Raw genomic sequence first — 14,936 nt, 5'->3', positions numbered from 1 at the left:
CCGGGGGCGGTGCCGCCCTCCAGGCCGGTGTTCAGTCGCAGGGAAGGGCTGCCGACTCGGGCAACGCGCGCTCGACGGCGGCCCGTTCGCGGGTGACGTCCCGCTCGCCGACGGCCCAGAGGTCGGGCGAGCCGGCGCGCCCCGGGATGCCGATCAGGACGTGGTCGCCGCGGCGGAAGGCGCCGGGGCCGTCGACCGGGAACGTGACCTCGGCCCTCGCCCTCGCGGGCTTGTAGGAGCGGGTCACGCGCAGGGTGACCCGCTCCCTGCCGGTGTCCGCGATCGGCCGGACGCCGGTGACGTCGCCCTCGACGACCAGGCGGGCGCAGGCGAGGTAGCCGGGCGCGGCGAAGGAGAGGCCGGGACCCCGCCCGGCGCCCGCCTCGCCGTCACCCTTCGCCCCTGCGTCACCGCCCGCTTTCTCGTCCCCGCTCGCCCTGTCCGCACTGCTCGCCTTGTCGTTGCCGCCGCCCGGCGCCGCGAGCCACCCCGGCCCGAGCACACCGGACCCGACGGCGGCCACGGCGACCACGGCGGCCGCGCCGACGGCCCCGAGCACGAACGCCCGTACGCCCTGCCGCCCCCGGGACCGCTGCCCGGCCTGCGGGGCGGGGCTCCCCGACGGGCGCCCGCCGGCCGGACGGGTCCGCTGCCTCCTGTCCGCCGGACGGCCCTCCTGCCACCCCTCACCTGCCCGGTCGGGCCGTGACTCGGGCGGCTCGGGCGGCTGCGCCAGCGCGTCTCCGGCGATGTGCAGATGTCGGCGGATCAGGTCCAGGTCCGCACGGGACTCCCGGTAGGCGGCCATGAAGGCGGGGTCCGCGCGGGCCCCGGGCGGCAGCGGCTCGTCCGCGAGCGCGGCCAGCAGCGGGTCGACGCCGTCGTGGCGCCCGTCTGCGGCGGTCATGTCACACCACCTCGTTCTCGTGCAGCCGGTCGCGCAGCGCCCGGACCGCCGCGTGCAGCCTGCTCTTGACCGTGCCCTCGGGAAGGCCGAGTTGCTCGGCGATCGAACGGACCGGCAGGTCGGCGTAGAAGCGCAGCACCAGGACCTGCCGCTGGGCGTCCGGCAGCTCGTCCAGGCCCTGGACGACGGCGAGGGAGAGCAGCCGGGCCTCCTCGCCCGCGGCGTGCTCGGCCGGCCGCAGCGCCGCCAGGCGCTCCCCGAGCCGCTCCTGCCGCCGCTTGGCCCGGTGCCAGTCCATCGCCAGACGGGAGGCGACCACCGCGGCCCACGCCGAGACGTCCCGCGGCGCCTCCTGCCCGCTCGCGGCGCGCTCCAACAGCCGCAGGCGGACCTGCTGCACCCCGTCCGACAGGTCCGCCTGCGGTACCCCGCCGAGCGCGAGCACCGCCCGCACCCGCCGCTCCTGGGCCGCGTCCAGCGGATCGTCCGCGCCCCGGTCCGTCCCGCGCCCGCGGCGCGCCCTTCCGCGCAGCACAAGCCACCCCCTCACCGTGTCCCCTCTACGACGCCGCAGCCGCCCGGAACGTTCGGTCCACTGCCCCGGGACTCCACGCCACGGGGCAGAGGCGTACGTCACATCGCCGTATGCGCCGGGCCGGACCGGGCAGGGGCGGGGCAGCACAGCTTGCGGCCCGCGGGCCCCGCAGGGCGAATTCCTGCAGCTCAACGCGGGTGCGGCCCGAAGGACCGCAGCCGTGGGGCGATGCCGCTCGTCCCACTCCTCGGGCACGCCGCGCAAAGAACTGGACACGTGGGTCGGGGTCGGCCGCATGATGGAAAGGCTCGGCCGAGCGCACACGCACGCACAGCACACGTACGTAGGGAGTCATGGTGAGGGTCGGAATCGTCGGAGCCACCGGTCAGGTCGGCACGGTCATGCGCAGAATCCTCACGGAACGCGACTTCCCGGTCACCGAGCTGCGTCTGTTCGCCTCGGCCCGCTCGGCGGGGACGGTCCTCGACGGCGTGACGGTGGAGGACGCGTCGACGGCGGACTACACCGGTCTGGACATCGTGCTGTTCTCCGCGGGCGGCGCGACCTCCAAGGCGCTGGCCGAGAAGGTCGCCTCGCAGGGCGCCGTGGTGATCGACAACTCCTCGGCCTGGCGCCGGGACCCCGACGTGCCGCTGGTCGTGTCCGAAGTGAACCCGCACGCGGCGGTGAACCGGCCCAAGGGCATCATCGCCAACCCGAACTGCACGACGATGGCCGCGATGCCGGTGCTGAAGCCGCTGCACGAGGAGGCCGGCCTGCAGGCGCTGGTCGTCGCCACCTACCAGGCGGTGTCCGGTTCGGGCCTCGCGGGCGTGGCGGAGCTGCACGGCCAGGCGCAGAAGGTGATCGCCGACGCCGACAAGCTCACCCACGACGGCGCGGCGGTGGACTTCCCCGAACCGGCCGTCTACCAGCGCCCGATCGCCTTCAACGTGGTCCCCCTGGCCGGCAACCTGGTCGACGACGGCCTGAACGAGACCGACGAGGAGCAGAAGCTCCGCAACGAGTCCCGCAAGATCCTGGAGATCCCCGAGCTGAAGGTCTCCGGCACCTGCGTGCGCGTCCCCGTCTTCTCCGGCCACTCCCTCCAGGTCAACGCCCGTTTCGCCCGGCCGCTGTCGCCGGAGCGTGCGACCGAGCTGCTGTCCGGCGCCCCGGGCGTGGCCCTCTCCGACATTCCCACCCCGCTCCAGGCGGCCGGCAAGGACTCGTCGTACGTGGGCCGCATCCGCCGCGACGAGACCGTGGACAACGGCCTGGCCCTGTTCCTCTCCAACGACAACCTCCGCAAGGGTGCGGCCCTGAACGCCGTCCAGATCGCGGAGCTGGTGGCGGCGGAGCTGCGCGACTAGGCCCTCTCTTTCGGATCTTGCCGGGCTCGCGGCGCCCGGCACGCACCAGACGCCGCCCGGACACCTCGGAAGGCACCGTCGCGCGGAGCCGGCCTGATCCGAAAGAGAGACTCTGGCTCCCTCCGCCCCGCAGGGCGGGCAGCCGTACCCGACGGCCCGGACGTGGACGAGCGCCACGGACGGGCCGTCGAACGCGTTCGGCCGCGCCGCGGCCTCGGGGATCGCCCAGGAGGCGCCCGCCGGAGATGTGACGTGGAAGGATGACCACACCCACACATCACGAGGAGATGACCGCGTGCCTGGCACAAACCTGACTCGCGAAGAGGCGCAGCAGAGGGCGCAGCTGCTCACCGTTGACTCGTACGAGATCGATCTCGACCTCTCCGGAGCACAGGAGGGCGGCACCTACCGGTCCGTGACCACGGTCCGCTTCGACACCGCCCAGGACGGCGCCGAGTCCTTCATCGACCTGGTGGCCCCGGCCGTCCACGAAATCACCCTCAACGGTGACCCGCTCGACCCCGCCGAGGTCTTCAAGGACTCGCGGATCGCGCTGCCGGGCCTGCTCCAGGGCCGCAACATCCTGCGGATCGCGGCCGACTGCGCGTACACCAACACCGGCGAGGGCCTGCACCGTTTCGTCGACCCGGTCGACGACCAGGCCTACCTCTACACCCAGTTCGAGGTGCCGGACGCCCGCCGCGTCTTCGCCTCCTTCGAGCAGCCGGACCTGAAGGCCACCTTCCAGTTCACCGTGCGGGCGCCCGAGGGCTGGACCGTCGTGTCCAACTCGCCCACCCCCGAACCCCAGGAGAACGTCTGGGTCTTCGAGCCGACGCCGCGCATCTCGACGTACATCACGGCCCTGATCGTCGGCCCCTACCACTCGGTGCACAGCGTGTACGAGAAGGACGGGCAGAGCGTGCCGCTCGGCATCTACTGCCGGCCCTCCCTCGCCGAGTACCTCGACTCCGACGCGATCTTCGAGGTGACCCGGCAGGGCTTCGAGTGGTTCCAGGAGAAGTTCGACTACGCCTACCCGTTCGGGAAGTACGACCAGCTCTTCGTCCCCGAGTTCAACGCGGGCGCGATGGAGAACGCCGGTGCGGTGACCATCCGCGACCAGTACGTCTTCCGCTCCAAGGTGACCGACGCGGCCTACGAGATGCGCGCCGAGACCATCCTGCACGAGCTGGCGCACATGTGGTTCGGCGACCTGGTCACCATGGAGTGGTGGAACGACCTGTGGCTGAACGAGTCGTTCGCCACCTACACCTCGATCGCCTGCCAGGCGTACGCGCCGGACTCCCGCTGGCCGCACGCGTGGACCACCTTCGCGAACTCGATGAAGACGTGGGCCTACCGTCAGGACCAGCTGCCCTCCACCCACCCGATCATGGCGGAGATCAGCGACCTGGACGACGTGCTCGTCAACTTCGACGGCATCACCTACGCCAAGGGCGCCTCCGTCCTCAAGCAGCTCGTCGCCTACGTCGGCATGGACGAGTTCTTCCGGGGCGTGCAGGCGTACTTCAAGCGCCACGCGTTCGGCAACACGCGCCTGTCCGACCTGCTGGGCGCCCTGGAGGAGACCTCCGGCCGGGACCTGAAGACCTGGTCGAAGAAGTGGCTGGAGACGGCGGGCATCAACGTCCTCCGCCCGGAGATCGAGACGGACGCCGACGGGGTCATCACCTCCTTCGCCGTCCGCCAGGAGGCCCCGGCGCTCCCGGCCGGCGCGAAGGGCGAGCCCACCCTGCGCCCGCACCGCATCGCCGTCGGCTGCTACGAGCGGGACGAGGCGAGCGGCAAGCTGGTGCGCGTCGAGCGCGTGGAACTGGACGTCGACGGCGAGCTGACCGCCGTACCGCAGCTGGCCGGCCGGCGCCGCCCGGACGTGGTCCTGCTCAACGACGACGACCTGTCGTACGCGAAGGTCCGCCTGGACGAGCGGTCGCTCGCCTTCGTCACCGAGCACCTGGGCGACTTCGCCGACTCGCTGCCGCGCGCCCTGTGCTGGGCCTCGGCCTGGGACATGACCCGCGACGGCGAGCTCGCCACCCGCGACTACCTGTCCCTGGTGCTGTCCGGCATCGGCAAGGAGTCCGACATCGGTGTCGTGCAGTCGCTGCACCGCCAGGTGAAGCTGGCGATCGACCTGTACGCCGACCCGGCCGCCCGCGAGACCCTGCTCACCCGCTGGACCGACGCCACCCTGGCCCATCTGCGCGCCGCCGAGGCGGGCAGCGACCACCAGCTCGCCTGGGCGCGCGCCTTCGCGGGGACGGCCCGGACGCCGGAGCAGCTCGATCTGCTGGACGCCCTGCTGGACGGCTCGCAGACGGTGGAGGGCCTGGTCGTCGACACGGAGCTGCGCTGGGCGTTCGTGGAGCGGCTCGCGGCCGTGGGCCGCTTCGACGAGGCGGAGATCGCGAGCGAGTACGAGCGTGACCGGACGGCCGCCGGCGAGCGGCACGCGGCCACTGCCCGGGCCGCCCGGCCGACCCCGGAGGCCAAGGCGGAGGCGTGGGCGTCGGTCGTCGAGTCCGACAAGCTGCCGAACGCCGTGCAGGAGGCCGTCATCGGGGGCTTCGTCCAGACCGACCAGCGCGAACTGCTGGCGCCGTACACGGACACCTACTTCGAGGCGGTCAAGGGCATCTGGGACTCGCGCTCCCACGAGATGGCCCAGCAGATCGCCGTCGGCCTGTACCCGGCGATCCAGGTGTCCGAGGACACCCTGCGCCGGACGGACGCGTGGCTGGCCTCCGCCGAGCCGAGCGCGGCCCTGCGCCGGCTGGTCTCGGAGTCCCGCGCGGGCGTCGAACGGGCTCTGAAGGCCCAGGCGGCGGACGCGGCGGCGGCCGGATCGTAACCACCTCGGATGTACGTGCGTGAGGGGCACCCGGCGATCCGCCGGGTGCCCCTTCGCCGTCGGCGCGGGGCCGGGGCGGGGTGGCGGTGGCCGCCGGCGGCCCGGCCGTCCAGCGTGGTTGACGCGGGCGGCGTGGTTGACGCGGGCGGCGCGGGTGACGCGGGCGGCCCGGGCGGCGCGGACGGCCCGGGTGACGCGGACGGCCCGGGTGGTGCTCCCTCGGTCAGGAGGGCGACGGCGCGATCAGCGGACCGCCCGTGGTCAGTCGCCGCCACGCGAGCGCGAGCGGCCCCACGACTGCCCCGGGCGCTGCCCCGACCGGCGTGTCTGCCGGGACGGTTGCTGGACCGAGGCGCAGGGTGCGCGGGCTCGGCCGCGCCGGGCCTCTGTGCCAGGTGGGTCGATCAGCCCACGTGTGCGGCGAGCGCGGACTCGATCGCGGCGGGCTCGGCGCTGTCGGCGGCCCAGGCCACGTGTCCGTCGGGGCGCACCAGCACGGCCGTACGGCGGTCGCTCGCCCAGCGGGCGGCGGTGAGCCGGGCGGCGCGGTCGGGGCCGACGTCGTGGGGGCGGGGGGCGATCAGCACGAAGCGGCCGCCGCGCAGCGCCTCGTAGAGGCGGCCGCCGCCCGCGAGGGCCACGTCCGGGACACGGGTGCCCACGAGAGGGTGGGAGCCGCGCGGAGCGGCGTAGCGATAGCCGATGCCGGTGATCCGACCGGCCGCCCTGCGGCGGGCGGGGCCGACCCTGTCGAGGACGGTGACGAGCGCGGCCCGCAGGGCGAGGGTCCAGGGGCGGTGCGCCATGGCGAGGCGGATGATGCCGCCACTGCTGCGGAGCACGGACCGGCCGACGGGGTGGCGTTCGGCCTGGTAGGTGTCGAGGAGGGCCTCGGGAGCGTGGCCGGACACGACCTGGGCGAGCTTCCAGCCGAGGTTGGCCGCGTCCTGCAGGCCCGTGTTCATGCCCTGACCGCCGGCCGGGGTGTGGACGTGGGCGGCGTCGCCGGCGAGGAAGACCCGGCCGACCCGGTAGGCGGGCGCCTGCCGCTCGTCGCTGTGGAAGCGGGACATCCAGCGGGCGTCGTGCATCCCGTAGTCACGGCCGAGGGCGAGCCGGGTGATCTCCCTGACCTCGTCGAGGTCCAGGGGCTCACGGTCGGAGACCTCGTGGCCGCGCCGCCAGCCGATGACGCGGTAGTAGCCGTCCCCGAAGGGCGCCAGGAAGGCGAAGGCATCCCGGACGGCGCTGACGGTGAGCAGCGTGCCGGGCCGCTCGGTGAGCCGCACGTCCGCGAGCACGACGGACCGGATCACCGACCGCCCCGGGAACGGCACCCCGATCGCCTCCCGCACCTCGCTGCGCATCCCGTCGGCGCCGACGACGTACACGCCCCGCAGCGACTCCGGCCGCCCGCCGGGCCCGCGGACCTCGACGGTCACGCCGTCGCCGTCCTGGGCCAGTCCGGTCACCTCGGTCTCGTAGCGGAAGTCCACGCCGGCCTCGACCGCGCGCCGCTCCAGCACCTTCTCCACCTCGTACTGCGGAAGCACGAGCACATGGCGGAACCGGGAGGGCAGGTCGGTGAGGTCGACGCCCAGCCGCCCGAAGAGCTGGAGCCGGTCGAGGGGACGGCCCACGGCCTCCAGGCCGTCGGCGACGCCCCGCGCGTCGAGCTGCTCCAGGGCGCGGGCGTGCAGGACGAAGGCGCGCGAGAGGTTGCTGATCCGGTGCGGCCGCTTCTCGACGAGGGTGACGGGGACGCCGGCTGTGGCGAGGTCGCCGGCGAGAAGGAGGCCGGTGGGGCCTGCGCCGACGACGATCACCGGGGCTGCGATGGGGGCGGGGCCTGGGGTGGGGGCGGAAGCGTTGGTGTCGGTGGTTCCCGTGGTGCCAGTGGTGCCGGTCATGTGGGCCCTCCTGGGCTGCCAGCGGTCGTTGGCCAACAAACGTTGGTCAACGCTTGTTGGTAAGAGTAGGGGTCGCGGAACAAGCCTGTCAACGCTTGTTGGCCAACAGCTGTTGACGCACGCCTACGCTTGTTGGCCTACCTACGTTGGCCTACGGTTGTTGACATGGTCGACGCCAGCCAGGGCCCACCGCCCCCACCGCCCTCCCCCGCACGCCGCTCCGACGCCACCCGCGGTGCCATCCTCGACGCGGCGCGCCGGCGCTTCGCCGCCGACGGGTACGAACGGGCCACCATCCGGGCCATCGCCAAGGACGCGCGCATCGATCCGTCGATGGTCATGCGCTACTTCGGCAACAAGGAGAGTCTTTTCGCCGCGGCCGTCACCCTCGATCTGCGGCTGCCCGACCTGACCGCGCTGCCGCGCGGCGAGATCGGGCGGGCGCTGGTGTCGCACTTCCTCTCGCTGTGGGAGGGGAACGGCGAGCTGACCGCGATCCTGCGGGTCGGTGTCACCAACCCCGCCGGGGCCGAGCGGATGCAGTCGGTGTTCCGGGAGCAGTTGCTGCCGGTCGCCCAGCAGGTGTGCCCCGACCCCGAGCAGGTGTCCGGGCGGGCCGCGCTGTGCGCCTCACAGCTCCTGGGGCTCGCGCTCACCCGCTACGTCCTGCGCTTCGGGCCGGCCGTGGAGCTGTCCGGTCCGGAGATCGTGGCCTGGCTGGCGCCCACGCTGCAGCGGTACCTGACCGCGCCGAGTCCCTGACCCGCGGCGCCCACGCCGATCCCGGCCCCCGGGGCCGGCCCGCCGAGGCCGGGGCGGGCGCCGGTGGAAACGCCGAGGGCGCCGGCCTCGGCGTCGTACGGCGGTGCGTGCACGTACGTCGGGGTCGGCGCCCTCGGGGCGGGTGTGTGCGGCGGCGCGCCGTTGCGGCAGCGCCGGTGACTCAGAGCCTGGCGTCGGCGCTGCGGCCGGTGTCCTGCCTGTCGCTGGACTTGCTCAGCACCATGACCAGGCCGGCGATGACCACGAACAGCACGATCGGGAGGACGACGTAGAGGCCCAGCGTCTGGATGACGCTCAGGCCCGAGCCGGGGTCGTCGCCGTCGTCGCGGGTCAGCGCGAGCGCGGGGGACGACATGAGCAGCATCATCAGCGTCGTACCGGCGGCCAGGGCGCCGGCGCGCAGGGCGTTCTTCTTGTCCACGGTGCAAAAGTAGCGAACGCCGGAACGGGCCGCGCGCCCGGGGTGCCGTATGGGCCGGAGCGGCACCGGTGCGCGGCGGGGCGCGGGATCGTCATGTGGCCGGGCGCGGGATCGTCATGCATCCGTCATGCGTCAGACGGCGAGGCGCAGGCCCGCGCCGTCCTTCAGCCCTCCCGGCGCTCCCCGGGCACTCCCTCCCGCAGTACGTCCGTCAGCGCGTGCAGCCGGGTGGAGGACGCCAGTTCCTCCAGGGTCACCGGGCGGCCCTCGGCGTCGGCGACCGGCAGGCGCCAGTTCGGGTACTGGTCCCAGGTGCCGGGGAGGTTCTGCGGGCGGCGGTCGCCCACGGTGTCCGGGAGCCAGAGGCCGATCATGCGGGCGGGGGTGCGCAGCAGGAAGCGGTGCACGGCCTGGATCTCGGCCTCCTCCGAGGGTGTGCCGCGGCCGCCGCTCGTGCCGTGCAGCAGCCCCAGCTCCGTCAGCAGCGCCAGCCACTCCCCGGTGTCCGCCGCCGCCTCCGCGCGCTCCTCCTCCAGCGGCCGGGTGAGCAGGCCCAGGCGGTGGCGCAGTTCGACGTGCTCGCCGGTGAGCCGGGCCGCGGTGGACGGCAGGTCGTGGGTGGTGGCGGTGGCCAGGCAGTCGGCGCGCCACCGCTCCGGGGGCAGGGGGCGGCCGTCGCCGTCCCAGTCCCGTTCGAACCACAGTACGGAGGTGCCGAGCACCCCGCGCCGGTCCAGGGTCTCGCGCACCCCGGGCTCCACGGTGCCGAGGTCCTCGCCGATCACCACGGCCCCGGCCCGTGAGGCCTCCAGCACCAGGAGGGCCAGCATGGCCTCGGCGTCGTAGCGGACGTAGGTGCCCTCGGTGGGCGGTCGTCCCTGCGGGACCCACCACAGCCGGAACAGACCCATGACGTGGTCGATGCGCAGCGCTCCGGCGTAGCGGAACAGGGCGCGCAGCAGGCGGCGGAACGGGGCGTGCCCGGACTCGGCCAGCCGGTCGGGGCGCCAGGGGGGCAGGCCCCAGTCCTGGCCGCGGGCGTTGAAGGCGTCCGGCGGGGCGCCGACCGACATGCCGGCCGCGAAGTGGTCCTGCTGGGCCCAGGCGTCGGCGCCCTCGGGGTGCACGCCCACCGCGAGGTCGTGCACGATCCCGATCGGCATGCCCGCCTCACGCGCCGTGCTCTGGGCGGCGGTGAGCTGGGTGTCGGTGAGCCAGGCGAGGCGGGAGTGGAAGTCGACGCGGTCCATCAGGTCGGCGCGGGCGCGGGCGGTCTCCGCGGACCTCGGGTTCCGCAGCCCCTCGGGCCAGCCGTGCCAGTCGGAGCCGTGCACCTCGGCGAGGGCGCACCAGGTGGCGTGGTCCTCCAGGGCCTGGCCCTCCCGCGCGAGGAAGTCGGCGTAGGCGGCGCGGCGGCCGGGGCCGAGCGGGACCCGGCGGACCAGTTCCAGTGCCTGCCGCTTGAGGTCCCACACCGCGTCCCGGTCGATCAGGGCGCCCTTGTCGAGGACGCCGGCGCGCAGCCGTTCGGCCTGCTCCAGCAGGGTCCGTAGCCGTTCGCGGTCCTCGACGTAGGCGAACTCGGGGATGCTCTCGACGCGCAGGTGCACGGGGTCGGGGAAGCGGCGCGAGGAGGGGCGGTACGGGGAGGGGTCGGTCGGCGCGCCGGGCACGGCCGCGTGCAGCGGGTTGACCTGCACGAATCCGGCGCCCAGGGCCCGCCCCGCCCAGGCGCTCAGCTCGGCCAGGTCACCGAGGTCGCCCATGCCCCAGGAGTGCCGGGAGAGGAGGGAGTAGAGCTGGACGAGCAGGCCGTACGAGCGTCCCGACGGCGTGGGCAGCCGGGCCGGGGCGATGACGAGGTGCGTCAGCTGTGTGCGCCCGTCCGGCGCGGTGACGGTCAGCCGGTGCACTCCGTACGGGAGGCCGTCGACGCGGTCGCGGACCTCGCCCTGCTCGGTCTCGACTCGCACTCGGGTGCCGGTGGGCAGCGCGGCGAGGAGGGCCTCGGGCGAGCGCGGGGTCCCGGGCTCACGGCCCGCCCGGGGCGCCTCAGGCGCCTCAGGCGCTATGGCGGCGTCGCCGGCCTCATCAGCACCAAACGCAACCTCGGCATCAAGCTCATCGCCGGCCTCGCGTGCACCCGGCGCATCACCGGCTCCGCGCGCACCGGGCGCGCCCCCGGCGGGCCCCCCACCACCCCCCGCACTCGCCCCGACCCCGCCCCACCACACCACCGTGGGGGGCAGCAGTCGTGCTCCCAGTTCCCGTTCGCGGGCGGTGAGCGCGGCGCGGGCGGCCTCGGGGGTGCCCGCGTCGACGTCGAGGGCGGCCAGGACGGCGACGACCGCGGCGGCGGACGCGGCGACCGTGCGGTCCGGCGAGGGGCTGTAGGAGGTCGCGACGCCGTGCAGGTCGGCGAGGCGGGTCAGATCCGCGTCGGGGGGTTCGGCCGGCCGTAACGACGTCATCTACATCTCCGCGCAGCAGGGGTCCGGTTCGGCGGCGGTCTCGCTGGTCAGGGGGGTGGTCTCGGCGAGCGGCGGTTCGCTGGTCAGCGGCTCGGCGTCGGGCAGCGGCGGTTCACTGGTCAGGGGGGCCTCGGTGGAGGCGCTCTCCGCGCTGTAGACGAGCAGGTAGGGGTCGGCGGCGGAGTCCGCGGTGAGCGGCTCCGCGGCGGGTTTGGACGGGGCCGGGAGCAGAAGGTGCGCCACGGGTAAGCCTCCTTGTCGAAACGACATCAGCGGATTACCGCAGCCCTACCCAGTGCGCGCGATCGCAGACGTACAACGTGAAGACCGTGCCACTGCTCACATTCCACTTTCTTCAGGCTGGGGCAAAAGCGACACAACGGCCACTCTCATTGACACCCCGGCGCCCGGATGGTGGGCTCGAAGCTCTTCGACACCGCCTTGGGGAAGGCCGACGAGGAGGAGGGGGTCCGTGCAGCTTCGGCGCGGGAAGGGGGCGGCCGCCCTCGCGTTCGCTGTCGTCGCCGGCACTCTGGGGGCCGCTCCGGCGGCCGTCGCGGCTCCGCCGGCGCCCGGCACGGAGACCACGAACCCGGAGCAGCCCGCCACGTCCTCCTCCGACGTCGCCGTGTGGCCGCGTCCGCAGTCCCTGCGGGCGGCCGGCGGCACAGTCAGGGTCACCGACCAGGTCGCGCTGGTCGCCGACGCGGCGGCGGACCCGTACGCCCTCGACGCGCTGCGCGCGCTGCTGCGCGGGGCCGGGGCGCGGACGATCACGGAGGTCGGCGCCGGTGAGCCGGTTCCGGCGGGTGCCCTGGTGGTGCGGGCGGAAAGCGAGCGCCCGCACGGCGACCCGCGCCACGCCCTGCCCTCCGGCGGCTACCTCCTCACCGTGGACCGGGGCGTCCCCGACCAGACCGCACCCGGCCAGGCCGCCGCCGGCGGGCCCGTCATCGGTCCCGGCGTCACCACCCCCGGCGCCCCCGGCCGGGGAGACACCGCCGCCCCGGCGACCGTCACCCTCACCGGAGCCGGCGAGGACGGCCTCTTCCACGCCGTGCAGACGCTGCGGCAGCTCGTGCGCCCGGACGGGACGATCCCCCGGGTCACCGTCCGCGACTGGCCCGGCACCGCCGTGCGCGGCACCGCCGAGGGCTTCTACGGCACCCCCTGGACGCAGGAGCAGCGGCTCGGGCAGCTCGACTTCATGGGCCGGACCAAGCAGAACCGGTACCTCTACGCCCCAGGCGACGACCTGTACCGGCAGGAGCGCTGGCGCGAGCCGTATCCGGCCGGGCAGCGCGCGCAATTCCGCGAGCTGGCGGAGCGGGCCCGGCGCAACCACGTCACGCTCGCCTGGGCGGTGGCCCCCGGACAGTCGCTGTGCTTCGCCTCGGACGCCGACGTGCGGGCGCTGACGCGGAAGCTGGACGCGATGTGGGCGCTCGGCTTCCGGGCCTTCCAGCTGCAGTTCCAGAACGTCAGCTACAGCGAGTGGCACTGCGGCGCGGACGCAGGGCGGTTCGGCTCCGGGCCTCGGGCGGCGGCGCGGGCGCAGGCGCGGGTGGCGAACGCGGTCGCCCGCCACCTGGCCGAGCGACACCCCGGCGCGGCTCAGCTCTCCCTGATGCCGACCGAGTACTACGAGGACGGGGCCACGCCCTACCGGACGGCACTGGCCACCGCGCTGGACCAGGAGGTCCAGGTCGCGTGGACGGGCGTGGGCGTAGTGCCCCGGACCATCACCGGACAGGAGCTGGCCGGGGCCCGGGAGGCCTTCGGGCACCCGCTGGTGACCATGGACAACTACCCGGTCAACGACTACGCCGAGGACCGCATCTTCCTCGGCCCCTACACGGGCCGCGAACCGGCCGTCGCCGGCGGCTCGGCGGCGCTGCTGGCCAACGCGATGGAGCAGGCGGAGGCGTCCCGCATCCCGCTGTTCACGGCGGCGGACTACGCCTGGAACCCGCGCGACTACCGCCCCGACGCCTCCTGGCGGGCAGCGATCGCCGATCTGGCGGGGGGCGACGGACGGCGTGCCGAGGCGTTGTCGGCGCTGGCCGGGAACGACGCCTCGTCGGTGCTCGGCGGTACCGAGTCGGCGTATCTGCGCCCGCTGATCGCGGCCCTGTGGCAGGCCCGGACGAGCACGGACCGGGCCGCCGACGACACCGCCGAGCAGCAGCTGCGCGCCGCCTTCGCGGTGCTGCGCGAGATGCCGCGGCGCCTGGCCCCGGACGCCGGGCTGGCGGCGGAGGTCGCCCCGTGGTCGGCGCAGTCGGCGCGCTACGGCGAGGCCGGGACGGTGGCGCTCGACATGCTGCGCGCCCAGCGCGCCGGTGACGCGGCGGCGGCCTGGACGGCGTACCGGTCCCTGGGCCGGCTGCGGGCCGAGGTGAGGCGCGGCGGGGCGACCGTCGGCAAGGGCGTGCTGGACCCCTTCCTCGACCGGGCGGGGACGGCGTACGAGACCTGGGCGGGCCTGGCGCACGAGCCGTCCGCCGCTCCGGGCGCGGCGGACGGGCGCACGGTCCGCCTCCCGCACGCGCGCCCGCTGGCCGCCGTGACGGTGCTGGCGGATCCCGGCACCGGCGGGGACGTCGAGGTGCACGTCCCCGGGCAGGGCTGGCGCCGGGTCGGGACGCTGGCGCGGAGCGGGGCGACGGAAGTCGGGGCCGGGCAGCTCCCGGCGACCGGTGCGCGGACCCGCCCGCCGGCCGTCGCGCCGCCCTCGCCCACGACGTCCGGCGCCTGGACGCGGCCCCCGGCCGTGGTGCCTTCGCCGGCGGCCGGCACGCTCGTCGACGCGGTCCGGGTGACCGGGGCCGATCCGTCCCGGGTGCGCCATCTGGTCACGTGGTTCGCCGACTCCCCGGCGGTGCGGCTGGAGCCTGCGCGCAAAGAGGTGGACGCGCAGATCGGCGGCACGCAGCGGGTGACGGCCGAACTGACCGCCCTGCGCCCGGCCGACGCGACCGGCCGGGTGACGGTCGAGGCGCCCAGGGGCATCACGGTCCACGCCCCGGCCGGGCCGCTGACGGTGACGCGCGGGACGACGGTGACCGTACCCGTCGAGGTGACCGTGCCGAAGGACGCGCCGTCCCGGCCGTACGAGGTCCGGGTCTCCTTCGCCGGGGTGACCCGCACCCTGACGGTCCGCACCTTCCCGCGCACCGCGGGCCCCGACGTGGCTCGCACCGGCACCGCGAGGTCGTCCGGCGACGAGACCCCCGACTTCCCGGCGTCCGCGGCGAACGACGGCGACCCCGGGACCCGCTGGTCCTCACCGGTCGACGACGGCGCGTGGTGGCAGGTGGAGCTGGCCGCCCCGGTGCGGCTCGGCCAGGTGGCGCTGCGCTGGCAGGACGCGTACCCCGCCGCGTACCGGGTCCAGGTCTCCGCCGACGGCCGCCGCTGGCGCACCGCCACGACCGTGCGGGACGGCCGGGGCGGCCGCGAGGTCCTGCGGATGGACGAGCGGGACGTCCGGTACGTACGCGTGCAGGGCGACAAGCGGGCCACCCGGTTCGGGTACTCGCTGTGGTCGGTGGAGGCGTACGCGGTCGCCGCCGACTAGGGCCTTGGCCCCTCCGCTCTCGGACGGCCTCCCGGAGGGGCTTCTTCGGGAGTTCTCCCGGAGCTGCTCCCTGGAGGTATC

10 protein-coding genes are annotated in these 14,936 nt (G+C 74.8%); 4 read left to right on the top strand and 6 right to left on the bottom strand.

Going from position 1 to position 14,936, the window contains the following annotated elements; translation table 11 throughout:
- Positions 1-31: 31 nt before the first annotated feature.
- Entirely contained in the window at positions 32-907 is an 876-nt protein-coding gene (locus tag ACF1A5_RS12885) for a hypothetical protein (RefSeq protein ID WP_392192879.1), read from the bottom strand.
- Between the two features lies 1 nt (position 908).
- Positions 909-1,442 (bottom strand): RNA polymerase sigma factor, encoded by a 534-nt coding sequence (locus ACF1A5_RS12880; protein WP_392193121.1) that lies wholly within the window; start codon positions 1,440-1,442, stop codon positions 909-911.
- Between the two features lie 356 nt (positions 1,443-1,798).
- On the opposite strand from ACF1A5_RS12880, the gene ACF1A5_RS12875 reads away from it, so the two are divergent.
- Positions 1,799-2,815, top strand: a complete 1,017-nt coding sequence (locus ACF1A5_RS12875) for an aspartate-semialdehyde dehydrogenase (RefSeq protein WP_392193120.1) — start codon at positions 1,799-1,801, stop codon at positions 2,813-2,815.
- A 295-nt stretch (positions 2,816-3,110) separates the two neighbouring features.
- The gene (gene pepN / locus ACF1A5_RS12870) at positions 3,111-5,690 is read left to right on the top strand and encodes an aminopeptidase N (RefSeq protein WP_392192878.1); all 2,580 of its coding nucleotides are present in this window, start codon (positions 3,111-3,113) and stop codon (positions 5,688-5,690) included.
- A gap of 404 nt (positions 5,691-6,094) precedes the next feature.
- On the opposite strand, the gene ACF1A5_RS12865 is transcribed toward pepN, so the two are convergent.
- Positions 6,095-7,600 (bottom strand): FAD-dependent monooxygenase, encoded by a 1,506-nt coding sequence (locus ACF1A5_RS12865; protein ID WP_392192877.1) that lies wholly within the window; start codon positions 7,598-7,600, stop codon positions 6,095-6,097.
- A 165-nt stretch (positions 7,601-7,765) separates the two neighbouring features.
- Between ACF1A5_RS12865 and ACF1A5_RS12860 the strand changes: the two genes are divergently transcribed.
- Positions 7,766-8,362: a TetR family transcriptional regulator gene (locus tag ACF1A5_RS12860; RefSeq protein ID WP_392192876.1), complete on the top strand. Its 597-nt coding sequence runs from the start codon at positions 7,766-7,768 to the stop codon at positions 8,360-8,362.
- Between the two features lie 181 nt (positions 8,363-8,543).
- Here the strand turns inward: ACF1A5_RS12860 and ACF1A5_RS12855 are convergent, their stop codons facing one another.
- The 3 genes from ACF1A5_RS12855 to ACF1A5_RS12845 all read right to left on the bottom strand — a co-directional run bounded on the left by ACF1A5_RS12855 (position 8,544) and on the right by ACF1A5_RS12845 (position 11,518).
- Complete coding sequence (locus tag ACF1A5_RS12855) at positions 8,544-8,804, bottom strand: hypothetical protein (protein ID WP_392192875.1); 261 nt, start codon at positions 8,802-8,804, stop codon at positions 8,544-8,546.
- 164 nt (positions 8,805-8,968) lie between these two features.
- Positions 8,969-11,275 (bottom strand): 4-alpha-glucanotransferase, encoded by a 2,307-nt coding sequence (gene malQ / locus ACF1A5_RS12850; protein WP_392192874.1) that lies wholly within the window; start codon positions 11,273-11,275, stop codon positions 8,969-8,971.
- Positions 11,276-11,518 (bottom strand): hypothetical protein, encoded by a 243-nt coding sequence (locus ACF1A5_RS12845; protein ID WP_392192873.1) that lies wholly within the window; start codon positions 11,516-11,518, stop codon positions 11,276-11,278.
- Positions 11,519-11,747: 229 nt separating this feature from the next.
- Here ACF1A5_RS12845 and ACF1A5_RS12840 point away from each other — a divergent pair, with 229 nt between their 5' ends.
- The gene (locus ACF1A5_RS12840) at positions 11,748-14,855 is read left to right on the top strand and encodes a beta-N-acetylglucosaminidase domain-containing protein (protein WP_392192872.1); all 3,108 of its coding nucleotides are present in this window, start codon (positions 11,748-11,750) and stop codon (positions 14,853-14,855) included.
- Positions 14,856-14,936: the final 81 nt, after the last annotated feature.

This window comes from Streptomyces sp. NPDC014864, from assembly GCF_043081525.1.
Lineage (GTDB): Bacteria > Actinomycetota > Actinomycetes > Streptomycetales > Streptomycetaceae > Streptomyces.
This window is presented reverse-complemented; position numbering and strand designations above follow the sequence as displayed.

What these genes read in the sequence shown, in the direction of transcription:
- ACF1A5_RS12885 (WP_392192879.1), bottom strand. Translation starts at nt 907, where the DNA reads ATGACCGCCGCAGACGGGCGCCACGACGGCGTCGACCCGCTGCTGGCC.
- ACF1A5_RS12865 (WP_392192877.1), bottom strand. Translation starts at nt 7,600, where the DNA reads ATGACCGGCACCACTGGCACCACGGGAACCACCGACACCAACGCTTCC.
- ACF1A5_RS12860 (WP_392192876.1), top strand. Translation starts at nt 7,766, where the DNA reads ATGGTCGACGCCAGCCAGGGCCCACCGCCCCCACCGCCCTCCCCCGCA.
- malQ (WP_392192874.1), bottom strand. Translation starts at nt 11,275, where the DNA reads ATGACGTCGTTACGGCCGGCCGAACCCCCCGACGCGGATCTGACCCGC.